Source organism: Streptomyces gilvosporeus (assembly GCF_002082195.1).
In the GTDB taxonomy this organism is placed as follows: domain Bacteria; phylum Actinomycetota; class Actinomycetes; order Streptomycetales; family Streptomycetaceae; genus Streptomyces; species Streptomyces gilvosporeus.
This window is the reverse complement of the sequence record NZ_CP020569.1, coordinates 5,720,042-5,744,298: the sequence shown is the minus strand read 5'-3', so window position 1 is coordinate 5,744,298 and position 24,257 is coordinate 5,720,042. Positions and strand designations below refer to the sequence as shown.

At 71.7% G+C, this 24,257-nt stretch carries 25 protein-coding genes; 15 read left to right on the top strand and 10 right to left on the bottom strand.

Annotated elements, in window-relative coordinates:
• The first annotated feature begins 81 nt into the window (after positions 1–81).
• The 4 genes from B1H19_RS25760 to B1H19_RS25745 all read left to right on the top strand — a co-directional run bounded on the left by B1H19_RS25760 (position 82) and on the right by B1H19_RS25745 (position 3,602).
• Complete coding sequence (locus tag B1H19_RS25760; protein ID WP_083107130.1) at positions 82–903, top strand: purine-nucleoside phosphorylase; 822 nt, start codon at positions 82–84, stop codon at positions 901–903.
• Positions 904–1,048: 145 nt separating this feature from the next.
• Positions 1,049–2,722, top strand: coding sequence for a phospho-sugar mutase (locus B1H19_RS25755; RefSeq protein ID WP_083107129.1), 1,674 nt, complete (start codon positions 1,049–1,051; stop codon positions 2,720–2,722).
• 245 nt (positions 2,723–2,967) lie between these two features.
• Positions 2,968–3,225: a hypothetical protein gene (locus B1H19_RS25750; protein WP_083109879.1), complete on the top strand. Its 258-nt coding sequence runs from the start codon at positions 2,968–2,970 to the stop codon at positions 3,223–3,225.
• Positions 3,226–3,233: 8 nt separating this feature from the next.
• Positions 3,234–3,602: a PIN domain-containing protein gene (locus B1H19_RS25745; protein ID WP_083109878.1), complete on the top strand. Its 369-nt coding sequence runs from the start codon at positions 3,234–3,236 to the stop codon at positions 3,600–3,602.
• Positions 3,603–4,073: 471 nt separating this feature from the next.
• Here the strand turns inward: B1H19_RS25745 and B1H19_RS25740 are convergent, their stop codons facing one another.
• Positions 4,074–4,694 (bottom strand): PH domain-containing protein, encoded by a 621-nt coding sequence (locus B1H19_RS25740; RefSeq protein WP_083109877.1) that lies wholly within the window; start codon positions 4,692–4,694, stop codon positions 4,074–4,076.
• A gap of 119 nt (positions 4,695–4,813) precedes the next feature.
• Here B1H19_RS25740 and deoC point away from each other — a divergent pair, with 119 nt between their 5' ends.
• From deoC to B1H19_RS25725, 3 genes are read left to right on the top strand one after another with little or no spacing between them, the layout of a single operon-like run.
• On the top strand, positions 4,814–5,809 hold the full coding sequence (gene deoC, locus B1H19_RS25735; protein ID WP_203237370.1) for a deoxyribose-phosphate aldolase: 996 nt from the start codon (positions 4,814–4,816) through the stop codon (positions 5,807–5,809).
• Between the two features lie 7 nt (positions 5,810–5,816).
• A complete protein-coding gene (locus B1H19_RS25730) occupies positions 5,817–7,247 on the top strand; it encodes an aldehyde dehydrogenase family protein (protein WP_083107127.1) in 1,431 nt (476 codons plus the stop codon).
• The gene (locus B1H19_RS25725; protein WP_083107126.1) at positions 7,240–8,100 is read left to right on the top strand and encodes an aldehyde dehydrogenase family protein; all 861 of its coding nucleotides are present in this window, start codon (positions 7,240–7,242) and stop codon (positions 8,098–8,100) included. Before B1H19_RS25730 ends, B1H19_RS25725 begins: the two co-directional genes overlap by 8 nt.
• A gap of 109 nt (positions 8,101–8,209) precedes the next feature.
• On the opposite strand, the gene B1H19_RS40640 is transcribed toward B1H19_RS25725, so the two are convergent.
• A complete protein-coding gene (locus tag B1H19_RS40640) occupies positions 8,210–8,791 on the bottom strand; it encodes a hypothetical protein (protein WP_083107125.1) in 582 nt (193 codons plus the stop codon).
• Between the two features lie 156 nt (positions 8,792–8,947).
• On the opposite strand from B1H19_RS40640, the gene B1H19_RS25715 reads away from it, so the two are divergent.
• The gene (locus B1H19_RS25715) at positions 8,948–9,592 is read left to right on the top strand and encodes a uridine kinase family protein (RefSeq protein WP_083109876.1); all 645 of its coding nucleotides are present in this window, start codon (positions 8,948–8,950) and stop codon (positions 9,590–9,592) included.
• Positions 9,593–9,835: 243 nt separating this feature from the next.
• On the opposite strand, the gene B1H19_RS25710 is transcribed toward B1H19_RS25715, so the two are convergent.
• Positions 9,836–10,651, bottom strand: coding sequence for a SigE family RNA polymerase sigma factor (locus tag B1H19_RS25710; RefSeq protein ID WP_083107124.1), 816 nt, complete (start codon positions 10,649–10,651; stop codon positions 9,836–9,838).
• 226 nt (positions 10,652–10,877) lie between these two features.
• Between B1H19_RS25710 and afsQ1 the strand changes: the two genes are divergently transcribed.
• The 5 genes from afsQ1 to B1H19_RS25685 all read left to right on the top strand — a co-directional run bounded on the left by afsQ1 (position 10,878) and on the right by B1H19_RS25685 (position 14,807).
• Positions 10,878–11,555, top strand: coding sequence for a two-component system response regulator AfsQ1 (afsQ1, locus tag B1H19_RS25705; protein ID WP_030066851.1), 678 nt, complete (start codon positions 10,878–10,880; stop codon positions 11,553–11,555).
• On the top strand, positions 11,552–13,258 hold the full coding sequence (locus B1H19_RS25700) for an ATP-binding protein (protein ID WP_418361473.1): 1,707 nt from the start codon (positions 11,552–11,554) through the stop codon (positions 13,256–13,258). The genes afsQ1 and B1H19_RS25700 overlap by 4 nt, the downstream gene beginning before the upstream one ends.
• Positions 13,255–13,878 carry a hypothetical protein gene (locus B1H19_RS25695; RefSeq protein WP_203237227.1) on the top strand — a complete coding sequence of 208 codons (624 nt, stop codon included), beginning with the start codon at positions 13,255–13,257 and terminating at the stop codon, positions 13,876–13,878. The genes B1H19_RS25700 and B1H19_RS25695 overlap by 4 nt, the downstream gene beginning before the upstream one ends.
• A 121-nt stretch (positions 13,879–13,999) precedes the next feature.
• A complete protein-coding gene (locus B1H19_RS25690; RefSeq protein WP_083107122.1) occupies positions 14,000–14,551 on the top strand; it encodes a VanZ family protein in 552 nt (183 codons plus the stop codon).
• Between the two features lie 46 nt (positions 14,552–14,597).
• Complete coding sequence (locus tag B1H19_RS25685; RefSeq protein WP_083107121.1) at positions 14,598–14,807, top strand: PspC domain-containing protein; 210 nt, start codon at positions 14,598–14,600, stop codon at positions 14,805–14,807.
• 149 nt (positions 14,808–14,956) lie between these two features.
• Here the strand turns inward: B1H19_RS25685 and B1H19_RS25680 are convergent, their stop codons facing one another.
• Entirely contained in the window at positions 14,957–15,280 is a 324-nt protein-coding gene (locus B1H19_RS25680) for a hypothetical protein (RefSeq protein ID WP_083107120.1), read from the bottom strand.
• 163 nt (positions 15,281–15,443) lie between these two features.
• The gene (locus B1H19_RS25675) at positions 15,444–16,604 is read right to left on the bottom strand and encodes an adenosine deaminase (RefSeq protein ID WP_083107119.1); all 1,161 of its coding nucleotides are present in this window, start codon (positions 16,602–16,604) and stop codon (positions 15,444–15,446) included.
• 103 nt (positions 16,605–16,707) lie between these two features.
• Here B1H19_RS25675 and B1H19_RS25670 point away from each other — a divergent pair, with 103 nt between their 5' ends.
• Positions 16,708–17,472 (top strand): alpha/beta hydrolase, encoded by a 765-nt coding sequence (locus tag B1H19_RS25670; RefSeq protein WP_083109874.1) that lies wholly within the window; start codon positions 16,708–16,710, stop codon positions 17,470–17,472.
• Positions 17,473–17,531: 59 nt separating this feature from the next.
• On the opposite strand, the gene B1H19_RS25665 is transcribed toward B1H19_RS25670, so the two are convergent.
• Positions 17,532–18,554, bottom strand: coding sequence for a LysR family transcriptional regulator (locus B1H19_RS25665; RefSeq protein WP_418361523.1), 1,023 nt, complete (start codon positions 18,552–18,554; stop codon positions 17,532–17,534).
• A gap of 35 nt (positions 18,555–18,589) precedes the next feature.
• On the opposite strand from B1H19_RS25665, the gene B1H19_RS25660 reads away from it, so the two are divergent.
• Positions 18,590–19,909 (top strand): MFS transporter, encoded by a 1,320-nt coding sequence (locus B1H19_RS25660; protein WP_083107117.1) that lies wholly within the window; start codon positions 18,590–18,592, stop codon positions 19,907–19,909.
• Between the two features lie 100 nt (positions 19,910–20,009).
• Here B1H19_RS25660 and B1H19_RS25655 read toward each other — a convergent pair whose 3' ends face one another.
• From B1H19_RS25655 to B1H19_RS25640, 4 genes are all read right to left on the bottom strand, one after another.
• Entirely contained in the window at positions 20,010–21,233 is a 1,224-nt protein-coding gene (locus B1H19_RS25655) for an acyltransferase family protein (RefSeq protein WP_083107116.1), read from the bottom strand.
• 79 nt (positions 21,234–21,312) lie between these two features.
• Positions 21,313–21,963: a TetR/AcrR family transcriptional regulator gene (locus B1H19_RS25650; RefSeq protein ID WP_203237226.1), complete on the bottom strand. Its 651-nt coding sequence runs from the start codon at positions 21,961–21,963 to the stop codon at positions 21,313–21,315.
• A 227-nt stretch (positions 21,964–22,190) separates the two neighbouring features.
• The gene (locus B1H19_RS25645; RefSeq protein ID WP_083107114.1) at positions 22,191–22,784 is read right to left on the bottom strand and encodes a Uma2 family endonuclease; all 594 of its coding nucleotides are present in this window, start codon (positions 22,782–22,784) and stop codon (positions 22,191–22,193) included.
• A 96-nt stretch (positions 22,785–22,880) separates the two neighbouring features.
• Positions 22,881–24,158: a thymidine phosphorylase gene (locus B1H19_RS25640; protein WP_083107113.1), complete on the bottom strand. Its 1,278-nt coding sequence runs from the start codon at positions 24,156–24,158 to the stop codon at positions 22,881–22,883.
• Between the last annotated feature and the right edge of the window lie 99 nt (positions 24,159–24,257).

Here is a 24,257-nt window from a genome sequence, read left to right as displayed (position 1 = left end):
GGGAAGGTACGAGCGATTGGTCCCAGCCGTGTGGGCAGCGACATCTACGCGCGTAGGAGATTTCCGGCTACCCTCGTCCGCGTGAACGCATCTGTTACTCCCGACATCGCCCGCGACCCGCAGGCCGCCGCCGACGCCGCCGCCTCGCGACTGCGCGAACTCACCGGCGCCGAGACCCACGACGTCGCCCTGGTCATGGGCTCGGGCTGGGCCCCGGCCGCCGAGGCCCTGGGCGCGCCCGAGCACGAGTTCCCGGTCACCGAGCTGCCCGGCTTCCCGCCGCCCGCCGTGGCCGGTCACGGCGGCAAGGTCCGCTCGTACCGCGTCGGCGAGAAGCGCGCGCTGGTCTTCCTGGGCCGTACCCACTACTACGAGGGCCGCGGGGTCGCCGCGGTCGCGCACGGCGTCCGTACCGCCGTCGCGGCCGGCTGCAAGACCGTGGTGCTCACCAACGGGTGCGGCGGTCTGCGCGACGGCATGCGCCCGGGCCAGCCGGTCCTGATCAGCGACCACCTCAACCTCACCGCCACCTCCCCGATCATCGGCGCGAACTTCGTCGACCTGACGGACCTGTACTCGCCGCGGCTGCGCACGCTGTGCAAGGAGATCGACCCGAGCCTGGAGGAGGGCGTCTACGCCCAGTTCCCCGGCCCGCACTACGAGACCCCCGCCGAGATCCGGATGATCCGCACCCTGGGCGCCGACCTGGTCGGTATGTCCACGGTCCTGGAGGCCATCGCCGCCCGTGAGGCGGGCGCCGAGGTGCTCGGGCTGTCCCTGGTGACCAACCTCGCCGCGGGCATGACGGGCGAGCCGCTCAACCACGAGGAGGTGCTCCAGGCGGGCCGCGACTCGGCGATCCAGATGGGGGCCCTGCTCGGACAGGTCCTCAGCAAGATCTAGCCGCGGCGCAAGCCGGGCGAGGCCGAGGCCCTGCCCGCGGCGCGGTCCCTGGGTCCCGTCCGGCCCAGGGACCGGGCCGGGGGCAGGGCCGTACTGCGCCTCCCACCACACCCACCCACCCCGCACCCACAGGCAGGAGCATCACGTGGCTTCCGATCGCACGGAGCTGATCACCCGGGCCGAGGCATGGCTGGCCGAGGACCCCGACCCCGAGACGCGCACCGAGCTGACCGGGCTCCTGGCCGACGGGGACACCGACGAGCTGGCCGCCCGGTTCGCCGGCACGCTCCAGTTCGGCACCGCCGGGCTGCGCGGTGAGCTGGGCGCGGGCCCGATGCGGATGAACCGCTCGGTGGTCATCCGGGCCGCGGCCGGGCTCGCCGGGTACCTCAAGGCGAAGGGCGAGGGCTCGGGGCTGGTCGTCATCGGCTACGACGCGCGCCACAAGAGCGCGGACTTCGCCCGTGACACGGCGGCGGTGATGGTCGGCGCGGGCCTGCGCGCCGCGCTGCTGCCGCGTCCGCTGCCCACCCCCGTGCTGGCCTTCGCGATCCGCCACCTGGGTGCGGTGGCCGGCGTCGAGGTCACCGCCAGCCACAACCCGCCGCGCGACAACGGCTACAAGGTCTATCTGGGCGACGGCTCGCAGATCGTGCCGCCCGCGGACGGCGAGATCGCCGACGAGATCGCCGCCGTGCGCTCGCTGGCCGACGTACCGCGTCCCGAGTCCGGCTGGGAAACCCTCGATGACGAGGTCCTGCGGGCGTATCTGGCACGTACGGACGCCGTGCTGACCCCCGGCTCCCCGCGCGACCTCCAGGTCGTCTACACGCCCCTGCACGGCGTCGGGCGGGACACCCTCGTCGCCGCCTTCGCGCGGGCCGGTTTCCCCGCCCCGACGGTCGTCGCCGAGCAGGCCGAGCCGGATCCCGACTTCCCCACCGTCGCCTTCCCCAACCCGGAAGAGCCCGGCGCGATGGACCTCGCCTTCGCCACCGCGCAGTCCGTCGGGCCGGACATCGTCATCGCCAACGACCCGGACGCGGACCGCTGCGCCGTCGCCGTACCGGCCCCGGGCACAAAGGACGGCTGGCGGATGCTGCGCGGCGACGAGGTCGGCGCGCTGCTCGCCGCCCATCTGGTCAGCAAGCAGGCGTCCGGCACCTTCGCGACCACCATCGTCTCCTCCTCCCTCATGTCCCGGATCGCCGCTGCCTCCTCCCTCCCCTACGAGGAGACGCTGACCGGCTTCAAGTGGCTGGCGCGGGTGGACGGCCTGCGGTACGCCTTCGAGGAGGCGCTGGGCTACTGCGTCGACCCGGAGGGCGTACGCGACAAGGACGGCATCACCGCCGCCCTGCTGATCGCCGAACTGGCCGCCGAACTGAAGCACGCGGGCCGCACCCTGAGCGACCTCCTGGACGACCTCGCCCTGGAATTCGGCCTGCACGCCACCGACCAGCTCTCGGTCCGCGTCGAGGACCTGTCCCTGATCGCCGCCGCGATGCAGAGGCTCCGCGAGACCCCGCCCACCACGCTGGCGGGCCTGACGGTGACGTCCTCGGACGACCTGACCAAGGGCACCGACTCCCTCCCGCCGACCGACGGGCTGCGCTACTACCTGTCGGGCTCCCCGGAGGCCGGCATCGAAGCGGCCCGCATCGTGGTCCGCCCCAGCGGCACCGAGCCGAAGCTGAAGTGCTACCTGGAGGTCGTGGTCCCGGTTTCCGACGCGGCGGCGCTCCCTGCGGCCCGCGAGAAGGCGACGGCGACGCTGGCCGCCGTCAAGCGGGATCTGTCGGCGGTTGCCGGAATCTGACGAGACGTCAATTCCATGCATTGAGGGCCGGGCTCATCGGAGCCCGGCCCTTGAAGTTGCGGAAGTGAAATGAGGCGGTGCCGCTGTAGCCGGGGGTGAGTCAGATGGCGAACGGCCCTCTCCGACGCTCGCCGCCTCCGCTATGCGTCGACGTCGTACAGCACCGGATGCGGAACCGGAGTGGGCCACAGATGACGGGTACGGGTACGTACCCGTACCCTATGGGGATGGGAAGGAGCATGACGATGCCCGATGCCAATATCCGCCTCCCTGAGGAGGCAAAGGAGCGGCTCGCCGCAATTGCCGCCGCCGAGGGCCTGTCCTTGCGCGCTTACCTGGCTCGCCTGGCCGAGACCCTGCTGACACCGGCTGAGCGTGCCGAGCGGGCGGAGAAGGCACGGATGCTGCTGGAGAAGTGGAACGGGTATGCCCCGACCGCTGCTGAGGAGCAGGACCTGGACAGTGAACTCGACCGGCGTCTGGCACGGGTGGCCGGCCGGTGAGCGACGCCATGCACATCGTCCTGGACGAGACCGCGATGGCTGCGGCCGGCCAGGGCAACGCCCTTGCCTCCCGTCTCATCCACCGGGCCCATGCCGAGGCGGACTGGTACCTGTATGCACCCACGTGCGCCCTGGTGGAAGCCGACCGCCGGCGGCCCGGTACGGCCGAGCACCTGGCCGCTCTGCCCGGCATCACCGTCCTGGACCTGGACCTGCCCGCCGCCCTTGCCGTGGCGCAGCGGGGGACGTGGGCCGCGGCCCACTGCCAGTACGCCGCGCAGCCCACGCCCGAGCGCCCCGACGGCGCGATCATTGCCACCACGGCACCGAAGCAATGGGACGGTGAGCCGGTCCGCGTCCTGGACCTCAACGCCTGACCCGTGAATGTGCCGGGGGCGTTGCCGACTACGGCAGGGCCCCTGGCACATGGGGTGCCCTCAGTACGTGACGCTGTCGAGGTCCTTGAAAACCGCGAGGACAAAGCCGATCAGCGGCCCATGTCGCTGCTCACCCGCGCGACCGTGTCCAGCGCGTCTCACCGCAATCGCCGTCAACCGCGAATGAATTTCCCCCACCTTTACGGGAGTCGGCGGAGGACCGCCATGCGCTGACCGAATGCGTTTCTTCGGGCCCGGATCATGTTGTGGGCAGGGAGCGGCGTCACCACAGGGATGTCGCGGAAAAACGCATACCCACCCGAGCGATCGCGTACGGGGCGGGATGCGACGCCGAGATCCTGCTCAGGCGGTCGACAAGGCTGCGAGCAGCGGCAGGCCGACCGTGCCGTGGGCGGGATCGGTCCGGTCCTCCAGCCCCCCCCCGCGTACGGATCACAGCCGCCCCCGCCCTTACAAGCCAAGCATCAAACCCAGCCCAACCGCCCCCACCACCACCGGCCCAACAACCTCATACGCCCACCGCACCGTCACCTCGCCCTGGGCCGTCGCGCGGGTGGCCGCGCGGGCCTTGAGGTCGCGGAGGTCGGCGAGGGTGCGGTCGGCAGTGGCGCGGGGGACGGGGCCGGGGTCGGCGGTCCGGGCGGAGCGGAGGCCGGCGGCGGCGCGGGCGGCCTGGCGGTCGGACTTCTTGCGTTCGCGGAGGGAGACCGGGATGGCCCACATCTGGTACTTCGCGGAGGCGGTGAGCACCTCGGCGGAGAAGGTCGCCCGCAGGTCCTCGACGGCCCCCCAGGGCAGCGTGATCGTACGGAAGGGGTTGCGCACCGTCAGCCGGTCCTCGCCCGCCCGCACCACGGGCCGCAGCGTGAAGGCGTACACCAGCGGAACGCCGAGCAGCAGGGCGAAGGCGGCCGTCAGCCTGGTGTGCCCGGTGCCGCGCAGCAGCGCATCGCCGGCGAGCCAGAAGCCGAGCAGGAGGAGCAGAGAGCCGCCCGCCAGGGCCGCGGGGGAGCGATAGCTGCGGTCGGCGTACTGCTGCTGTGGCGCGGTGGAGGGGTGCGGGCTCGTCATGTGCCGATTCTGCCCGACCGTCCGGATGCCGGACATTGCGTTACGGCATCATTCGCGCCTCGGCCCCCTTCCGGGGGCTGACATGTTGCTACGCGCGTAGATATGCTCCCCTCGTGACCATGCCCATCACTGTTCCCGCATACGGCAAGGAAGCCGCGGGGCGTCTGGCGTCAATGGCGGATGTCACCGCCGACGACGGAGCGCTGCGCCGCTTTCTGCACGGCCTCCCGGGCGTCGACGCGGTGGGGCTCCAGGCCCGCGCCGCCACTCTCGGCACCCGCTCGATCAAGACCACGGCGAAGGCGTACGCCATCGACCTCGCCATCTCCATGATCGACCTGACGACCCTCGAAGGCGCGGACACCCCGGGCAAGGTCCGGGCGCTGTGCGCCAAGGGGGTCCATCCCGATCCGACGGACCGCACCGCCCCCAAGGTCGCGGCCATCTGCGTCTACCCCGACATGGTGGCCACCGCCAAGGAGGCGCTGGCCGGATCCGGTATCCATGTCGCCTCCGTCGCCACCGCCTTCCCCGCGGGCCGCGCCGCGCTGCCGGTCAAGCTGGCCGACACCCGTGACGCGGTCGCGGCCGGTGCCGACGAGATCGACATGGTGATCGACCGGGGCGCCTTCCTCTCCGGGCGCTACCTGGCGGTCTTCGAGGAGATCAAGCAGGTGAAGGAGGCGTGCGTCCGGCCCGACGGCAGCGCCGCGCACCTCAAGGTGATCTTCGAGACCGGCGAGCTGGAGACGTACGACAACGTCCGCCGGGTCTCCTGGCTGGCGATGCTGGCCGGCGCCGACTTCATCAAGACCTCGACCGGCAAGGTGGCCGTCAACGCCACCCCGCCCGTCACGCTGCTGATGCTGGAGGCCGTACGGGACTTCCACGCCGCCACCGGCGTCCAGGTGGGCGTCAAGCCCGCCGGCGGGATCCGTACGACCAAGGACGCCATCAAGTACCTGGTGATGGTCAACGAGACGCTGGGCGAGCCCTGGCTGACCGCCGACTGGTTCCGCTTCGGCGCATCCAGCCTGCTGAACGACCTGCTGATGCAGCGTCAGAAGCTCGGCACCGGCCGGTACTCCGGCCCCGACTACGTCACGGTGGACTGAGGCAGTCATGACCTTCGATTACGCACCCGCACCCGAGTCCCGCGCGGTCGTCGACATCGCGCCGTCCTACGGGCTGTTCGTCGACGGCGAGTTCGCCCCCGCCTCCGACGGCAAGGTCTTCAAGACCGTCTCCCCGTCGTCCGAGGAGGTCCTCTCCGAGGTCGCCCAGGCGAGCGGCGACGACGTCGACCGCGCCGTCAAGGCCGCCCGCAAGGCGTTCGAGAAGTGGTCGGCGCTGCCGGGCGCCGAGCGCGCCAAGTACCTGTTCCGGATCGCCCGGATCATCCAGGAGCGCTCGCGCGAGCTGGCCGTCCTGGAGTCGCTGGACAACGGCAAGCCGATCCGCGAGTCCCGCGACGCCGACCTCCCCCTCGTCGCCGCGCACTTCTTCTACTACGCGGGCTGGGCCGACAAGCTCGACCACGCGGGCTACGGTCCGAACCCGCGGCCCCTGGGCGTCGCCGGCCAGGTCATCCCGTGGAACTTCCCGCTGCTGATGCTGGCGTGGAAGATCGCCCCGGCGCTGGCGACCGGCAACACGGTCGTGCTGAAGCCGGCCGAGACCACCCCGCTGTCCGCCCTGTTCTTCGCGGACATCTGCCGCCAGGCGGGGCTGCCCAAGGGCGTCGTCAACATCCTGACGGGCGACGGCTCCACGGGTGCCGCCCTGGTGGCCCACCCCGACGTCAACAAGGTGGCCTTCACCGGCTCCACCGAGGTCGGCAAGGCCATCGCCCGGACGGTCGCCGGCACCGACAAGAAGGTCACCCTGGAGCTTGGCGGCAAGGCGGCGAACATCGTCTTCGACGACGCGCCGATCGACCAGGCCGTCGAGGGCATCGTCAACGGGATCTTCTTCAACCAGGGACATGTGTGCTGCGCGGGCTCGCGCCTCCTCGTCCAGGAGTCGGTCCAGGACGAGCTGCTGGACGCGCTCAAGCGCCGGATGCAGACGCTGCGGGTGGGCGACCCCCTCGACAAGAACACCGACATCGGCGCGATCAACTCCGCCGAGCAGCTGGCCCGGATCACCGCGCTGGCCGACGCGGGCGAGGCCGAGGGCGCCGAGCGCTGGGCCCCGGCCTGCGAACTGCCCACCGCCGGCTACTGGTTCGCCCCGACCCTGTTCACCGGGGTCACCCAGGCGCACCGCATCGCCCGCGAGGAGATCTTCGGCCCGGTGCTGTCCGTGCTGACCTTCCGTACGCCGGAGGAGGCCGTCGCCAAGGCCAACAACACGCCCTACGGGCTGTCGGCGGGCATCTGGACGGAGAAGGGCTCGCGCATCCTGTGGATGGCGAACAAGCTCCGTGCGGGCGTCATCTGGTCCAACACGTTCAACAAGTTCGACCCCGCCTCGCCGTTCGGCGGCTACAAGGAGTCGGGCTACGGCCGCGAGGGCGGCCGCCACGGTCTGGAGGCGTACCTCAATGTCTGACCGACTCAGCGTCCTGAAGACCTACAAGCTGTACGTCGGGGGCAAGTTCCCCCGGTCCGAGAGCGGGCGGGTGTACGAGGTGACCGACGCAAAGGGCAACTGGCTGGCCAACGCCCCGCTGGCCTCGCGGAAGGACGCCCGGGACGCGGTGGTCGCCGCCCGTAAGGCGTTCGGCGGCTGGTCGGGGGCCACGGCCTACAACCGCGGCCAGATCCTCTATCGCATCGCGGAGATGCTGGAGGGCCAGCGCGACCAGTTCGTCGCCGAGGTGGCGGACGCCGAGGGGCTGTCGAAGGCCAAGGCCGCCGCCCAGGTGGACGCGGCGATCGACCGCTGGGTCTGGTACGCGGGCTGGTCCGACAAGATCGCCCAGATCGCCGGCGGCGCCAACCCGGTGGCGGGCCCGTACTTCAACCTCTCCTCCCCCGAGCCGACGGGCGTGGTCGCGGTCCTGGCGCCCCAGGAGTCGTCGTTCCTGGGCCTGGTGTCGGTGATCGCACCGGTGATCGTCTCGGGCAACACGGTGGTCGTGGTGGCGTCCCGGAACGCCCCGCTGCCCGCGCTGTCCCTGGCCGAGGTGCTGGCCACCTCCGACCTGCCGGGCGGCGTCGTCAATCTGCTCTCCGGCCGTACGGCGGAGATCGCGGCCCCGCTCGCCGCCCACCAGGACGTCAACGCCCTCGATCTCGCGGGCGCGGACGCCGATCTGGCCAAGGAGCTGGAGACGGCGGCGGCCGACAACCTCAAGCGCGTGGTGCGCCCGGGGGCGGCCGACTGGAGCGCCGATCCGGGCACGGAGCGGCTGCTCGCCTTCCTGGAGACGAAGACGGTGTGGCACCCGATGGGTGTCTGACGACCGGGAGTTGGCGGCGCGGGGCCTCGTCCGGGCGGACGGGGCCCCGCGCCGTTTCCGGTGCGCGGCCCGGCGGGTGCGCGGCCCGGCGGGTGCGCGGCCCGGCGGCTCAGCCCGGGAGGAAGCGCATCGCCCTGCCCACCAGCGGCAGGTCCTTGGGGGCGTCGCCGCGCGAGAGGGGGCCGGTCACGATCTTGGTGCTCACCGGCTTGAAGTCGCCGACCTGGGTGCCGACCGAGTTGTCCAGCGGGTCGACCCCGGTGTTGGCCAGGGGGTTGAGCTTGAGGTTCTTGAGCGCACCGGTGGCGCCGGCGACCGAATTCCGCACGCCGGAGGTCGCGCCCTTGGCGGTGGCGTCGGGCCTGCTCGCGGGGCGGTAGGGACGGATGACGAGATGGCCGGAGCCGGTCTCGACCTCTTCGGCGCCGGCTGCGGGGCGGTCGGCGCGGGTCGAGGCATGCTCGGACCCGGTTGCGGGGTGTTTGACGCGGATTACGGGGCGGTCGGCGCGGGCCGCGGGATGTTCGGACCCGGTTGCCGGGTGTCCGGGGCCCCGCTCGGGGGCGGACGCCGCGCTCGCCGCGGCCGAGCTGCCCGCCGCGAGGGCGGCACCGGCCGCGGAGACGGCGAACGCGGTACGCAGCAGGGTGCGGGAGATCCGGCGGGGCGTGGGGCGTGCGTGAGAGGCCATATGCGGTGCCACCTGACTGCGCGATCCTGCGGATGGCGCCTCGGAGTAGTCAATCGGCTACGTAGCGTAGGCGAGGGAGTGGCGACGGATCCAGCCGAGGATCCGTCTCATACGCCGGGGTACTCCCAACGGCCCAATGCCGGACAATGGGTGTCCGTGAGCTCCCAGTCCCCTTCCCGGCCACCCGCCGGCGTCGTCCTGCTGACCGGTCCCTCCGGCTCCGGCAAGACCTCGCTCGCCGCGCTGACCGGCCTGCCCGTCCTCAATCTCGACGACTTCTACAAGGAGGCGACGGATCCGACGCTGCCGCAGCTGCCCAACGGCGGCGGCGCCGACTGGGATTCGCCGCTGTCCTGGGACGCCGCGGCCGCGGTCGCCGCGATCGAGGCGCTGTGCCGTACGGGGACGACGGCCGTGCCCGTGTACGACATCGCGGCCAGCGCCCGGGTCGGCGCCTTGCGGCTGGATCTCGGCGGCGCGCCGCTGTTCATCGCGGAGGGCATCTTCGCCGCCGACGTCATAGCGCAGTGCCGCGCCGCGGGGCTGCTCGCCGATGCGCTGTGTCTGCGCGGCCGGCCCACCACCACCTTTCGCCGGCGGCTGGCCAGGGATCTGCGCGAGGGCCGTAAACCGCCGGTGTATCTGGTGCGCCGGGGGCTGCGGCTGCTGCGCCGGGAACGCTCGGTCGTCGCCCGGCACTGTGCGCTGGGCGCCCATCCGTGCGCGCAGCCGGAGGCGCTGGCCCGTATCGCGGCGGCGCGGGTGGGGGACGCGGTCGGGGCGGACGTCGTACGTTCCTGAGGCCGTGCGGGCCCGCGGGCCGCAGCCCCGTAGGCCCGCGCCCGAACGCACAACGCGGGAAGCGGGCTCGGACAGACCCCCCGGCCGTCCGAACCCGCTTCCCTTCCCCCGTATCCCCCGATACGTCCGGCCCGGCGGATCGCTCCGCCCCGTTCGACCGGTTTCCCCCGTACCCCGTTACCCCTCGGGCACGTCCCCCCGTTTTCCCCGTACTCCCCCGTGTCCCCCGGTTTTCCCCCGTCCTCAGGCAACCAGTTCGCCGAAGGACTCCTCCTCGTCACGGCCGAAGCTGAGGACCTCGTCCTCGCGCAGCCGGCGCAGGGAGCGCCAGATGCTCGACTTCACCGTGCCGACGCTGATGCCGAGGATGTCCGCGATCTCCGGGTCCGTGCGGCCCTCGTAGTAGCGCAGCACCAGCATGGTGCGCTGCGCCTCGGGCAGCCGGACCAGCGCCTGCCACAGGACGGCGCGCAGTTCCGTGCCGCGCATCGCGTCCGCGTCGGAGGCCGTCTCGGGCAGTTCCTCGGTCGGGTATTCGTTGAGCTTGCGGCGGCGCCAGGCGCTGATGTGCAGGTTCGTCATCGTGCGCCGCAGGTAGCCGCCGAGCGCGGCCTTGTCGCTGATCCGGTCCCAGGCCCGGTAGGTCGAGAACAGCGCGCTCTGGAGCAGGTCCTCGGCCTCGTAGCGGTCACCGGTCAGGTGGTAGGCGGTGGCGTACAGGGAGGCGCGGCGCTCCTGGACGTAGGCGGTGAAGGCCGCTTCGGCCTCGGCCGCCTCCGACGCGGAGCGCCGTTCCCCCGTGCCCTCCCTGTACTCCGTTCCCCCGTGGTTTCCCCCGTCTGTTCCCCCGTCGACTGCCCCGCGGCCCGCGTTTCCCCCGTTGGCCGCGGGGAGTCCCACCGATGTCGCGTCAATGGCCACCATGTACGGCGGCCGCTGACGCCCGGTGCCGCGAGCGCACCCCCGCCCGCTCACGGCACCGGACTTCTCCCCGGCCCGTACGACGTCGTGGAGTCGCGTGATCACTGCGCTGGAAGTGGTGCCGTGCAGCGTGTTCATCGTGCGCCCCCCGTCAAAGAGCCAGCTCGTTCGGTGTGTCCCGGGTGTTGATCTCTCCCCGGTGCCCAAAAGACTGCCAACCCAGTTTCATGACGTTGTCCGCCGACTGTCACAGCCCTGTCACAGGGGTTCGCGCGCCCCGGCGCGGGAACCCCACCCGCCCGCCCCACCTGTGAGAGGGGCCACCGGTCGATGCCCCGCCGTCCCATGGGCCAGAATGTCTGACGTGCCTTTCCTGTTGCTGATCGAGGACGACGACGCCATCCGCACGGCCCTCGAACTCTCGTTGTCGCGCCAAGGTCACCGTGTGGTGACCGCGGCGTCGGGCGAGGACGGCCTGAAGCTGCTGCGCGAGCAGCGGCCGGACCTGATCGTGCTGGATGTGATGCTGCCGGGCATCGACGGTTTCGAGGTGTGCCGGCGGATCAGGCGTACGGACCAGTTGCCCATCATTCTGCTCACCGCGCGCAACGACGACATCGACGTCGTGGTGGGGCTGGAGTCCGGTGCGGACGACTATGTCGTCAAGCCGGTCCAGGGGCGGGTGCTGGACGCCCGGATCCGGGCCGTACTGCGGCGCGGGGAGCGGGAGTCGAGCGATTCGGCGACGTTCGGTTCGCTGGTGATCGACCGGTCGGCGATGACGGTCACCAAGAACGGCGAGGATCTGCAACTGACGCCGACCGAGCTGCGGTTGCTGCTGGAGCTGAGCCGCCGGCCCGGGCAGGCGCTGTCGCGGCAGCAGCTGCTGCGGCTGGTGTGGGAGCACGACTATCTGGGCGACTCGCGCCTGGTGGACGCGTGCGTCCAGCGGCTGCGCGCGAAGGTGGAGGACGTGCCGTCCTCGCCGACCCTGATCCGTACGGTCCGTGGTGTCGGCTACCGGCTGGACTCCCCGCAGTGAGGGGACGGACCGAGGACGGCGGCGGCGAGGAGGCGATCGAGGACACCGCGGCTGCCGGACCCGGCAGCCGGCCCACCCGGCTGCTGCGGCGCGCCTCGGGGCTGCTGCGCTGGACGAGCCTGCGGCTGCGGCTGGTCGTGGTCTTCGCGCTGGTGGCGCTGACCGCGGCGGTCTCCGCGTCCGGGATCGCGTACTGGCTCAACCGCAACACGGTGCTCGACCGTACGCAGAACGCGGTGCTCAAGGACTTTCGCAAGTCGTTGGAGGACAGTACGCGCTCGCTGCCGCCGCGGCCGCGGTGCACCGAACTCCAGGACGCGGCACGGCAGATGGCGGGCGGTCCGCAGAACTACGCGGTGCTGCTGATCGCTACGGACCGCGAGGGCAAGCCCTGCGCGGCGACCACGGACAAGGACCTGCTGACGCTGGCCCGGGTGCCGACGGCGCTGCGCAAGGCCGTCAACGAGGTGCGTCCGGTCGACGAGTCCAACCCCTATGCGCACCATCTGTACTGGCAGCGCCAGGAGGTGGGGGACGTCCCCTATCTGGTCGCCGGGGCGAAGGTGATCGGCGGCGGGCCCACCGGCTACATGATCAAGTCGCTGGCCACCGAGCGGCAGGACCTCAATTCGCTGGCCTGGTCGCTGGGGATCGCCACCGCGCTGGCGCTGGTCGGCTCGGCGCTGCTGGCGCAGGCCGCGGCGACGACGGTGCTGCGGCCCGTACAGCGGCTGGGGTATGCGGCGCGGCAGCTGGGCGAGGGACGGCTGGACACCCGGCTGCGGGTGACCGGCACCGACGAACTGGCGGATCTGTCGCGGACGTTCAACCGTACGGCGGAGCGACTGGAGCAGCGGGTCGAGGAGCTGAGCGGCCGGGAGGCGGCCTCGCGGCGCTTCGTCGCCGATATGTCGCACGAACTGCGCACGCCGCTGACGGCGATCACCGCGGTCTCGGAGGTGCTGGAGGAGGAGGCCGACTCCCTCGACCCGATGATCGCGCCCGCCGTCCAGCTGGTCGTCAGCGAGACGCGGCGGCTGAACGACCTGGTGGAGAACCTGATGGAGGTCACCCGCTTCGATGCGGGGACGGCCCGGCTGGTGCTGGACGATGTGGACGTCGCCGACCAGGTGACGGCCTGTATCGACGCGCGGGCCTGGCTGGACGCGGTCGATCTGGACGCGGACCGGGGCATCGTGGCCCGGCTGGACCCGCGGCGCCTCGACGTCATCCTGGCGAATCTGATCGGCAACGCCCTCAAGCACGGCGGGTCCCCGGTACGGGTGTCCGTACGCACGGAGGAGCCGTCCGCGGAGGAGGCTGCCGTGGCGGAGGGGGCTGCGGAGGCGCAGGGGGCTTCGGAGGAGGCGGGGGCCAGGGCGGGTGAGCTGGTCATCCGTGTGCAGGACAACGGGCCCGGCATCCCCGAGGAGGTCCTCCCGCACGTCTTCGACCGCTTCTACAAAGCGAGCGCGTCGCGGCCGCGGTCGGAGGGCAGCGGGCTGGGCCTGTCGATCGCGATGGAGAACGCGCACATCCACGGCGGGCAGATCACCGCGGCCAACCTGCCCGAGGGCGGCGCGGTCTTCACGCTGCGACTGCCGAGGGACGCCTCGCGGCTGGCGGACGACGGACGGGCCGAGCGGCGCGAGGGCCGCACGGACGACGACGCGGCGGAGCAGGGCACGGAGGGGGAGCGATGACGCGGTCCGGGTGGTTGCCCCGGCTCGCCCTGGTGGCCGCGGGGGCGCTGGCCGCGGCGGGCTGCGGTATCCGGGGGACGTCGGTGCCGGTGGATGCGGGCGGTGCGCCCTCGCGGGTGAGCTGCAAGGTCCCGGCGCGGGATACGGAGACGGCCGCGCCCGGTGGCGTCCAGGTCTCCGTCTATCTGGTGTGCAGCTCCACGCTGGCGCAGGTGGAGCGGTCGGTGCCGCGGCCCGAGGGCACCTCGGCGGCCGCCGCCCGGCTGGCCGTCGCGCGGGCGCTGCTGGCGGAGCTGCGGCGGCAGCCCTCGCCCGCGGAGGACGGGGCCGGGTTCAGCAGCGCGGTCCCCGAGGACCTGCGGGTGAGCGGTCCGCGCTCCGGCGACCCGGCCGAGGCGCTGCGGCTGAGCATCCGGCCGGAGGACCTGCCGTCCTTCGCGCTGGCCCAGCTGGTGTGCACCTACGGCGCGGCCCCGGGGCTGGGCCGCACGCATGCGGCGGTCCTGGGCGGCCCCGGCAAGGACGCGCCGCACCGCTACGACTGCTCGGCCGATGTGCTCGCCAACCCGGACATCGCGCAGAACGCCGGGTGGGGCGATCCGCTGGCGGCGGAGGGCTAGGGCGCTTCCGCCCAGCGGACAGGCTGGGGTGGCGGGGCGGCCGTTCCCGTGGCGCGGCATCCGGCCAAGACGGGCGCAACAGGGCGGAACCGCGGCCCCCGCTACCGGCGTCCTGGCCTGTGTGCAGCGTCATGGTTCCGGCGACACCGCCGCCCTCCGTATGCGCGCCACCGGACTTCTGCTGCTGGTGGCGCATCTGCTGATCGTCGGCTGGCTGACGCTGCGTCCCCGTACGGTGCCGTGGGTGCCCGCGCCCAATCTCCGGCCGCTGGCGTCGATCAGCGCCGAGCTGGCCCAGGGGCCCTGGCACGCGGTGCAGAACCTGAGCGGCCAGGTGCTGCTGCTGGCGCCGCTGGGGGTGCTGCTGCCCATGGCGGCCGGGCGGCTGTATGTGTCGCCGCTGGTGTCCCTGACCCGTACGGTCTTCGCGGGCGCCATGATCGCGCTGGCCATCGAACTGCTCCAGACCGCGGTGCCGGGGCAGGTCCCCGATGTGGATTCGGTGCTGCTGGGCACGGCGGGGGTGGCGGTGGCCCACCTGGCCGTCGTCCCCGGGTACCGCTACCGGCTCCGCCGGCGGAGGGAGCGTCTCAGGGGTGCGACCCCGAGAATTCCCAGGGTCGGTCTGGCCCCACAGGCTGACGTGTTCTCCGGCAGCCGAACCTACCTTTGAGACATCGGGGCAACCGCCCCGCCGAGTCGCAAAGGAGCAGTTCCTCATGGCCGCCGCACTGGTCCGCCCCCGCAACAACCGAATGATCGCCGGAGTGTGCGCGGGCCTGGCCCGTCGCTTCGGTACGACCCCGGCGACGATGCGGGTGATCTTCCTGGTGTCGTGTCTGCTGCCGGGCCCGCAGTGCCTCGTCTATCTGGCGCTGTGGATACTCCTCCCTTCGGAGGACCGCGCCACCGGCGCCGCCGCCTGGTAGACCGGCCGGCAGCCGGGCCCCGCCGCGGCCGTGCGACGGACGAGCCGCGGGCGGGGCGCGGCGGGGGCTCGGGCAGAGCCGTGCCCCGGCGGCTGCGCACTGCGGCGCGGCTGCCGGGGCACGTCCGGGCCCGGAGGGCGGCGGCTGGGTCAGCCGTTGCTGTTCAGCGGGAGGGTGTGAAGCGCGCCGTCGAGCGGGACCGGGCCCAGCGAGTTGCCCCTGGTGGTGGAGTTCGTCGTGACGCCGGCCGGCTTGAGGGCGTGGGCGGTCCCCGCGACGGTGCGGGTGGCTCCCTGGAGCTTCTCGGCGGCCGTGTGAACCGGCAGCTTGTCGGTGGCCGACTTGACCAGGCCGTCGCCGCCCACGGGCACCGACGGGGCCACGGTCGCCGCGGAGGCCGCGCCCGCCGCGGTGACGACGAAAGCGGCACCCAGAGCGGCGGCACCGAGAGTCTTGATGGTTCCCTGCTTCATCGAAATACGTCCTTGTGATGGGGATGGTGATCGGGGCTCGACCGGCCAATCAACCTAGTGAGGCAATTACCGCCGCCGCAAACACCCAAGGACCGGCAAAAACGGCCGGTGGACAGGCACCGGCCGTTTTTGCTACGTCGCGCACCATCGCGCGGAACGCTCGTTACACAGCGTCAGAACCCCTGTTCACGCCGGGCTTTGTGTCAGCCTGACGGAAGAGCCATTCGGCCCGGAGTTCCGCGTAGCCGGGCTTGATGACGTCATTGATCATCGCCAGACGTTCATCGAAAGGAATGAATGCTGATTTCATCGCATTGACTGTAAACCACTGCATGTCATCGAGCGTGTATCGGAACGTCTTGACCAGGTGCTCGAATTCCCGGGACATGCTCGTGCCGCTCATCAGCCGGTTGTCGGTGTTGACGGTGAGGCGGAACTGGAGCCGGCGCAGCAGCCCGATGGGGTGCTCGGCGTAGGAGGAGGCGGCGCCGGTCTGGAGGTTGGAGGTGGGGCACATCTCCAGCGGGATGCGCTTGTCGCGCACGTACGAGGCGAGTCGGCCCAGCGTGACCGCGCCGTCGTCGTCGACCTCGATGTCGTCGATGATGCGCACGCCGTGGCCGAGCCGGTCGGCGCCGCACCACTGGAGCGCCTGCCAGATGGACGGCAGGCCGAAAGCCTCTCCGGCGTGGATGGTGAAGTGGTTGTTCTCGCGCTTGAGGTACTCGAACGCGTCGAGGTGCCGGGTGGGCGGGTAGCCGGCCTCGGCGCCCGCGATGTCGAAGCCAACGACGCCGGTATCGCGGTAGCGGTTGGCGAGTTCGGCGATCTCCAGGGCGCGGGCGGCGTGCCGCATGGCGGTCAGCAGGGCTCCGACGCGGATGCGCTGACCGTTCGCGCGGGCCCGTCGCTCGCCCTCGCGGAAGCCCTCGTTGACCGCCTCGACGACCTCTTCGAGGCTCAGCCCCTTCTCCAGGTGCTGCTCGGGCGCGTAGCGGATCTCGGCGTAGACCACACCGTCCGCGGCCAGGTCCTCGGCGCACTCGGCGGCGACCCGCACCAGTGCGTCGCGGGTCTGCATGACGGCGCAGGTGTGCGCGAAGGTCTCCAGATAGCGCTCCAGCGAACCGGAGTCGGCCGCCTCGCGGAACCAGATCCCCAGCTTGTCGGGATCGTTCTCGGGCAGGCCGTCGTAGCCGGTCTCGCGGGCCAGGTCGACGACGGTGCCGGGACGCAGCCCGCCGTCGAGGTGATCGTGCAACAGCACCTTGGGGGCGCGTCGGATCTGTTCACTGCTGGGGAGGGTGGTGGTCTCGCTCGTCATCTCGGCACTGTAGCCCCTACGCGCGTAGATATCACCGAACGATACGTAACAGTGACCCGTCCGCAGGGTGGCCATCGCGCTGCCTTCTGCCATCGTTCTGGTCATGGCTCAGCAAGCGCTGCCGGTGCGCGAGGCCCGGCTGGGAAGACCGCGCGGTACGGCGGGCGCGGACCGGACGGTGAACGGGGTCGCCCTGTTACTGCCGTCGGGGGGCGCGACCGGGGTGCGGCGGCCGTCGCCGCTGTCGGCCCTGGCGGCGCGCCCGCTCGCCGTACGCCTGGCGCGGGCGGGCCGTCCCGAGGGCCTGGCCGCCCATGTGCTGCGCTACCGCTGCCGGGGCTGGAACGGCGCATCCGCCCACCCGGGACGGGACGCCGCCTGGGCGCTGGACGAGATCGTCCGCCGCTACGGTGATGTGCCGGTCTGTCTGGTCGGCACGGGCATGGGCGGCCGCGCCGCCCTGCACGCCGCGGGCCATCCGGCCGTCCACTCCGTGCTCGCCCTCGCCCCCTGGTTCCCCGATCCCGCGCCCGAAGCGGCCCCCGATCCGGTGAAACAGCTCATCGGCCGCCAGGTCCTGCTCGTCCACGGCACCAACGACGAACGCACCGACCCCGACCTCTCCTACCGCTACGCCGAACGGGCCAAGAAGATCAACCGCGACGTCTGCCGCTTCGAGGTCCACTCCGACGGCCACTCCCTCCACCAGCACCGCCCCGAAGTCCACGCCCTGGCCGCTGACTTCCTGCTCGGGTCCCTGTTCACCCGCGACTACGCCCGCCCGGTACGGGACGCCCTGGCCGCGCCCCCGCCGCTGGGTCTGCGGATGCCGCTGGCGTCGGGGTTCGGGGCGTCGCTGCGGCATTGAACCGGCGGGGGGTGCCGCCCCGGCGGGCCGCCGTCGCCGAGGCACGTCATCGACGCACGTCACCGGGGCAACAGCACCCCCCGCCGGCTCAGCAGGAACTTCTTGAACGCGGCCACCGGCGGTGTGTCCTGGTGCCCGTCCACCCAGGCCACGCCGATCTCGCGGACCGCCCGCGGCGCGGTCACCGTCAGCTCCGCGACGCCGGGGCGCGGCACCGCGGGCGGCGGCAGCAGGGCCACGCCCAGCCCGGCCGCGACCAGGCCCCGCAGCGTTTCGGCCTCCTCCCCCTCGAAGGCGACCCGCGGCGTGAACCCGGCCTCGGCGCACAGCGCGTCGGTGATCCGGCGCAGCCCGAACCCCGGCTCCAGGGTCACGAACAGCTCGCCGGCCGCCTCCGCCAGCCGGATCCGCTTACGGCGGGCGAGCGGATGGTCGTCGGGGACGACGAGCCGCAGCTTCTGCTCGTCGAGGCGCCGGGCGACGAGATCCGGGTAGTCCGGCACTGGCGAGGTCAGGCACAGATCGAGGTCCCCGGCCCGCATCCGTTCGATCATCGCCTCGCCGTAGTTCTGCACGAGCTGGAAGCGGACCCGGGGGTGATCGGCGCGGAAGGTGCGGATGAGGCCGGGGACGGTCTCGGAGCCGAGGGTGTGCAGAAAGCCGAAGGCGACCTTGCCGGCGCTGGGGTCGGCATCGGCGCGCAGGGACTCGGCGGCCCGGTCGAGGTCCGTCAGCATCCGTTCGGCGCTCGCGCGGAAGGCGTGCCCGGCCGGGGTGAGCGAGAGGGTGCGGCCGTGCCGGGCGAAGAGGGCGACGCCCAGGTCCTCCTCCAGGCGGACGAGGGCGCGGCTGAGGGTCGGCTGGGGCATACCGAGTTCCTGTGCGGCGCGGGTGACATGCTCGTGCCGGGCCACCGCGGTGAACTGCGCCAGCCGCGGGGCGAGCGCCCAGGCCCAGGAATCCGCCCCAAGATCAGTGGCCTCCGCCACTTCCGGGCCGTCTTTTCTGTTGCGAGGTTGCGACAGAGGGGTTCGTGAACTGCGATCATGCTTCACAGCATCGATTATGCCGTTTCTATGCATTGGACGCATGAGGCTCCCACCTCTACCTTCGACGTATGCCTCCCGCTGATACCGGGGCGTCCGTCACCATCCGTGCGGCCGCCTCTCCCCAGTCGTCCACCGACACGTCTTCTCCCGCAGCCGCCCAGGACCCCGAGTCCGGCAAGCTGCACCCGGGCGGCCCCGGCTACCGCCGGATGAGCTTCGCCCTCTTCGCCGCCGGAGTCGCCACCTTCGCGCTCCTGTACTCCACCCAGGCCCTGCTGCCCGCGATCTCCAGCGACCTCGACGTCTCACCGGACCAGGCGAGTTGGACGGTTTCGGCGGCCACCCTCGGCCTGGCGCTCGGCGTGATCCCGCTCAGCGCGGTCTCCGAGCGTCTCGGCCGCCGCACCCTGATGACCGCCTCGCTGGCCGTCGCGTCCCTGATCGCGCTGCTGGTGCCGTTCGCCCCGTCCCTCGGCGTCCTGATCGCGCTGCGTACTGTCCAGGGCGTCGCGCTGGCGGGTCTGCCGGCCTCGGCGATGGCGTTCCTGGCCGAGGAGGTACGGGCCAGGGCCCTGGTGGCGGCCATCGGACTGTTCGTGGCGGGCAACAGCATCGGCGGGATGTCCGGCCGGATCGTGACCGGCTGGGTCGCCCAGGGCTGGGGCTGGCGGGCGGCGCTCGGCGCGGTCGGTCTGATGGCCGTGGTGTGCGCGGTGGCCTTCCGGCTGCTGGTCCCCAAGGCGCGCCATTTCGTACCCCGTTCGGTCGGCCCGCGGGCCCTCGCCCGCACCCTGGCCGGCCACCTCGGCAACCCGCTGCTGCGCCGTCTGTACGCCATCGGCGCCCTGTTCATGACGGTCTTCGGCGCGGTCTACACCGTCATCGGCTACCGCCTGGTTGCCGAGCCGTTCAACCTCCCGCAGGGCATCGTCGGCTCGATCTTCGTCGTCTATCTGGTCGGTACGGTCTCCTCGGCCGCGGCCGGCAAGCTGGTCGCCCGGATGGGCCGCCGCGGCGCGCTCTATCTGGCCGTCGGCGCCACCACGACCGGACTGCTGCTGTCGCTGACCGACACGGTCGCCGCGGTCCTGACGGGCCTGATCCTGATCACCGCCGGCTTCTTCGCCGGCCACGCGGTCGCCTCCTCCGCGGTCAGCCGCACCGCCACCACGGCCCGCGCCCAGGCGTCGGCCCTCTACCAGTGCGCCTACTACATCGGCAGCAGCCTGGGCGGCGCCCTCGGCGCGGCGGCCTTCCGCGCCTCCGGCTGGCCCGGCACCGTCGCCCTCGGCCTGGTGGCCCTGGCCGCCGCCGCGTCGATCACCCTGTACGCCACCCGCAAGGCGGTCGTCGAGCAGCGCCTGCTGCGCCTGGGGAAGGCGGCGTAGCCGCACCCCCCTCCCCTAAGCCGAAGGGGCCGTCCCGCCACCTGTCCTGGTGGGGCGGTCCCTTCGTCGTTGGGGGGCGTTCGTGCCGTATGCCGTCCCGCTACAGCACCCGGTCCGCCCGGGGCAGGGAACGTACGACGTACCCCACCGCCCAGCACAGCGGCAGTGCCAGGGCCGCGACCAGCGCGAACTTGGCGGCAGCCGGGGCGTGCAGCCAGCGGAAGGCGAAGCCGAGCGCGACGAGCACCGGCGGGTGGATGAGGTAGACGGCGAAGGCGTGCCGGGAGAGGAATCCGGCGGCGCGGCCCTGACGATTGAGGCGCTCGCGGAAGAAGACGGTCAGGCCGATGACCATGCCGACGGCGAACGTCGACTCCCAGGCCGCGTTGGCCAGCGACTGCCAGGTGCCGTGCCCGTCGACCGCGTCCGGCGAGGTGAGGAGCACCGGCAGGTACGCGAGCGTCGCCACGGCGGTGACGGTGAAGCCGACCCGGCCGGCGGTACGGGAGAGCGTCTGCGGCCAGCCGCGCCGGAAGGCGAGGACGCCGATGACGAAGAAACTCGCGTACTGCGGAAGGAAGTTGGGGGTCGGCAGGCCGACGACGGGGAAGTACGTGCCGGTCGGTACGAGCATGCGCCACAGGTACGTGGCGAGGGCGAGCGCGACGGTGAAGGCGATGATGGCGCCCGGCCGAAGGGGCTTGTGGTCCGGTGCGCGCCGCGGTCCGTACGCCGCCTGGTGGTCGGCCTCGGCGGCGAACGCACTGCCGTCCGCCTTGCCACCCGCCCGGCGGTCATCCCGGCGCCGTATCAGCACATACACCCCCGCGAGTACCAACAGCACCTCGACGAACCACATCGGCCCCGCGTCCCAGCTCACGAAGTAGTAGAGCCAGTAGGGCAGGCGGTCGCGGAACTGCTCGAACCCGACGAAGTTCACCATGGGCCGGATCAGCAGGATGAAGACGAGCAGCGGGATGCCGAGGCGCTTGAGCCGGTCGCGGTAGAAGAGGCGCCCGCCCTTGCGGTCGTACGAGGGCGGGGTGAAGTACCCGGCAATCATGAAGAAGAACCCCATGAAGAACGCCTGGTTGAACATGACGAAGACGTCCAGGAGCAGCCCGGAGCCGTCCTTGGCGGGCTCGGTGTAGTACCAGGCCGGGATGTTGCCGTAGGTGACGGCGGTGTGGTGCAGCACCACCAGGGCCGTCAGTGCGATGCGCAGATTGTCGATGTACAGCAGCCGCGCCCGCTGAGGGGGCGCGGCGGCCGGTGGGGCCGCCTCGTTCTCCGAGGCCGCCTGCCTCAATCCATCCATCGTCATGGCTCGTTCATTCCCCCGTTCGTTTCGTCGGCTGTGCTCAGCCGTGGCTCGTCGGCTGTGCTCGGCCGTGGCTAAGTGATCAGTGCTCTCCCGGCCGGTGGTCCGCGGCGGGACGACCCTCGGCGCGGGTGGCGTGCTCGAAGAGGTCGGCGAGTTCGCGGGCGTGCGCGGCCAGGTCGTGCTCGGGATAGGCGCTCCAGTACGCGAACATCGCGTCGATCCCGGACTGGAGGCTGACGGCCATCGTCCGGACGTCGAACGGGCGGAAGTCGCCGCGCTCCTGGCCCTCGCGAAACCCCTCCTCCAGCGCGACATACAGCGATTCGCTGGTGACGACGTCGTAGCGCGGAGCCCCGTCCCCCTTGCGGAAGTTGCCGAAGATCTCGGCGAGCGCGGTGAGCTGGGTGCGATGCCCCGCCATGTACTCGGCGACGGACTGGATGTAGACGCGCAGCCAGCCGCCCCCGCCCTCCCGTTCCTTCTGCTCCTCCATCCGGGGGCCCACGAACGCGCCGATGCGCTCGTAGACCTGCTCGACGACCAGCTCGATCAGCTCGTCCTTTCCGGCGAAGTGGTACGAGATCACGCCCTTGCTGATCCCGGCCCGCTCGGCGATCTGAGCCAGCGAAGCCTTTGCGAACCCCCGTGCCGCAATGGTCTCGACAGCCGCATCAACGATCTGCGCGCGCCGTGCCTTCTCGATGAACGAGCGCTCGGGCTGCTCCGCCACGTTCCGCTCCACCTTTCTCCCCTTGGACCGGGCCCAGACTGGCCACCCGGGCCGTTTTCTGACCGGTCGGCCAAAATCTTAGACGCACGGCCAGACGGAGTACAACTCGGAGCGCGAGAACGGACATCGGCGGGCGGCCAGGAGGACGGGCCGGGCATCCGCGCCAACGAGAAGGGCCCGCCCGGTCAGCCGTCCTGACGGGGCGGGCCCTCGGCGATCGTTCGACGTCAGTCGACGGGGAAGAGGCCGGTGTCCAGGGCGAGTTCGAAGGGCGCGGGAAGCACCAGTTCGTCGCCGAACTTCACGGTCTGAAGGACGCGGTAGACGTCGCCGGTCGGCTCGCCGTAGAGGGTGATGGTCGGCCCGGCGGGGGCCCAGCGGTCGACGAGCAGATAGAGCGGGACGCCGGCTCGGGCGTATCCTGCGGCCTTGGCGATCCGGTCGTTGCTTGCATTGGACTTCGATGTGACCTCGACGACCAGCTTGGCCGCAGCCGCCGGGACGTATTCGCCGGTTTTGTCGAGGACGACATCGTCTGGGACCACTGCAAGGTCCGGGATGTAGCAGCCCTTGCGTACGGGGACTGCCGTCCCGAGGGTCTGGTAGATATCCCAGTCCTCCGGGAGCACGGAGTACAGGCGGCGCTGAACCTTCACAGCGATGAAGTTGTGGATGCTGTCGGGCGGCGGCGACATGGTGACGATCCCCTCGATGATCTCCACCTTCCAGCCCTCGGGCGCGTCCGCCTGCTCCCAGATACGGACGAGGTCGTCCCACTCGGGGCTGTTGCCCGCGGTGTGGTCGACGGTGAGTGCGCTCATGGCGGTCTCCTCTATCGGTACGTCACCGATCCCAGCATGCCGAACAGGACCCGAACCGGTCCACCGATCCCGTTCACCCGGACGAGAAACCCCAGCTCAGCCGATACGTTCCAGCACCACCGGCGAGGCGCTGAAGGCCGTACCCGAGGGGGCGACCGTGTAAGCCCCCTCCAGGGCCTCCGTCGCGTACGGGAGCTTCTCCGGGGTGTCGGTGTGGAGGGTGAGGAGGGGCTGGCCCGCCACGACCGCATCCCCCGGCTTAGCGTGGAGTTCTACGCCCGCGCCCGCCTGGACCGGGTCCTCCTTGCGGGCGCGGCCGGCGCCGAGGCGCCAGGCGGTGAGGCCGATGGCGTAGGCGTCGAGGGTGGTGAGGACGCCGGAGGACGGGGCGGTGATGACGTGCTGCTCGCGGGCCGACGGGAGGGGGGCGTCGGGGTCGCCGCCCTGGGCGGTGATCATGCGGCGCCAGTGGTCCATGGCGGTGCCGTCGGCGAGGGCCTTGGCGGGGTTGGCGTCCTTCAGGCCCGCCGCGTCGAGCATCTCGCGGGCGAGGGCGAGGGTCAGTTCCACCACGTCGGCGGGACCGCCGCCGGCCAGGACCTCGACGGATTCGCGGACTTCGAGGGCGTTGCCGACGGTCCGGCCGAGCGGGGTGGCCATGTCGGTGAGCAGGGCCGTGGTCCGTACGCCGTGGTCGGTGCCCAACTCGACCATGGTGGCGGCGAGTTCGCGGGCGTCGTCGAGGTGCTTCATGAAGGCGCCGGAGCCGACCTTGACGTCCAGGACGAGCGCGCCGGTGCCCTCGGCGATCTTCTTGGACATGATCGAGGAGGCGATGAGGGGGATGGACTCGACGGTGCCGGTGACGTCGCGGAGGGCGTAGAGCTTCTTGTCGGCGGGGGCGAGGCCGTCGCCGGCGGCGCAGATGACGGAGCCGGCGGCGCTCAGGACGTCCAGCATCTCGGTGTTGGAGAGGTGGGCGCGCCAGCCGGGGATGGATTCGAGCTTGTCGAGGGTGCCGCCGGTGTGGCCCAGGCCGCGGCCGGAGAGTTGGGGGACGGCGGCGCCGCAGGCGGCGACGAGGGGGGCGAGCGGGAGGGTGATCTTGTCGCCGACGCCGCCGGTGGAGTGCTTGTCGGTGGTGGGGCGGGTGAGGGCGGAGAAGTCCATGCGCTCGCCGGAGGCGATCATGGCGGCGGTCCAGCGGGCGATCTCCGTGCGGTTCATCCCGTTGAGGAAGATGGCCATGGCCAGCGACGACATCTGTTCGTGGGCGACCTCGCCGCGGGTGTAGGCGTCGATGACCCAGTCGATCTGATCGCCGGTCAGCTCGCCGCGGTCGCGCTTGGTGCGGATGACGGAGATGACGTCCATGGACCGTTCCTTTCGCACGGGTGGCTCCCGTTCTCTACGCCTACGTTCTACACGCATAGACACGAGGGTGGCCAGACCGGACGGGATCCGGCCACCCTC

Coding starts and splice junctions, on each gene's coding strand:
- B1H19_RS25710 (WP_083107124.1), bottom strand. CDS start 10,651: ATGAACACGCTGCACGGCACCACTTCCAGCGCAGTGATCACGCGACTC.
- B1H19_RS25730 (WP_083107127.1), top strand. CDS start 5,817: ATGACCTTCGATTACGCACCCGCACCCGAGTCCCGCGCGGTCGTCGAC.
- B1H19_RS25675 (WP_083107119.1), bottom strand. CDS start 16,604: ATGACGAGCGAGACCACCACCCTCCCCAGCAGTGAACAGATCCGACGC.
- B1H19_RS25745 (WP_083109878.1), top strand. CDS start 3,234: ATGCACATCGTCCTGGACGAGACCGCGATGGCTGCGGCCGGCCAGGGC.
- B1H19_RS25660 (WP_083107117.1), top strand. CDS start 18,590: ATGCCTCCCGCTGATACCGGGGCGTCCGTCACCATCCGTGCGGCCGCC.
- B1H19_RS25640 (WP_083107113.1), bottom strand. CDS start 24,158: ATGGACGTCATCTCCGTCATCCGCACCAAGCGCGACCGCGGCGAGCTG.
- B1H19_RS40640 (WP_083107125.1), bottom strand. CDS start 8,791: ATGGCCTCTCACGCACGCCCCACGCCCCGCCGGATCTCCCGCACCCTG.
- deoC (WP_203237370.1), top strand. CDS start 4,814: ATGCCCATCACTGTTCCCGCATACGGCAAGGAAGCCGCGGGGCGTCTG.
- B1H19_RS25670 (WP_083109874.1), top strand. CDS start 16,708: ATGGCTCAGCAAGCGCTGCCGGTGCGCGAGGCCCGGCTGGGAAGACCG.
- B1H19_RS25665 (WP_418361523.1), bottom strand. CDS start 18,554: ATGCATAGAAACGGCATAATCGATGCTGTGAAGCATGATCGCAGTTCA.
- B1H19_RS25655 (WP_083107116.1), bottom strand. CDS start 21,233: ATGACGATGGATGGATTGAGGCAGGCGGCCTCGGAGAACGAGGCGGCC.
- B1H19_RS25680 (WP_083107120.1), bottom strand. CDS start 15,280: ATGAAGCAGGGAACCATCAAGACTCTCGGTGCCGCCGCTCTGGGTGCC.
- B1H19_RS25725 (WP_083107126.1), top strand. CDS start 7,240: ATGTCTGACCGACTCAGCGTCCTGAAGACCTACAAGCTGTACGTCGGG.
- B1H19_RS25685 (WP_083107121.1), top strand. CDS start 14,598: ATGGCCGCCGCACTGGTCCGCCCCCGCAACAACCGAATGATCGCCGGA.
- B1H19_RS25750 (WP_083109879.1), top strand. CDS start 2,968: ATGCCCGATGCCAATATCCGCCTCCCTGAGGAGGCAAAGGAGCGGCTC.
- B1H19_RS25645 (WP_083107114.1), bottom strand. CDS start 22,784: ATGAGCGCACTCACCGTCGACCACACCGCGGGCAACAGCCCCGAGTGG.
- B1H19_RS25695 (WP_203237227.1), top strand. CDS start 13,255: ATGACGCGGTCCGGGTGGTTGCCCCGGCTCGCCCTGGTGGCCGCGGGG.
- B1H19_RS25740 (WP_083109877.1), bottom strand. CDS start 4,694: ATGACGAGCCCGCACCCCTCCACCGCGCCACAGCAGCAGTACGCCGAC.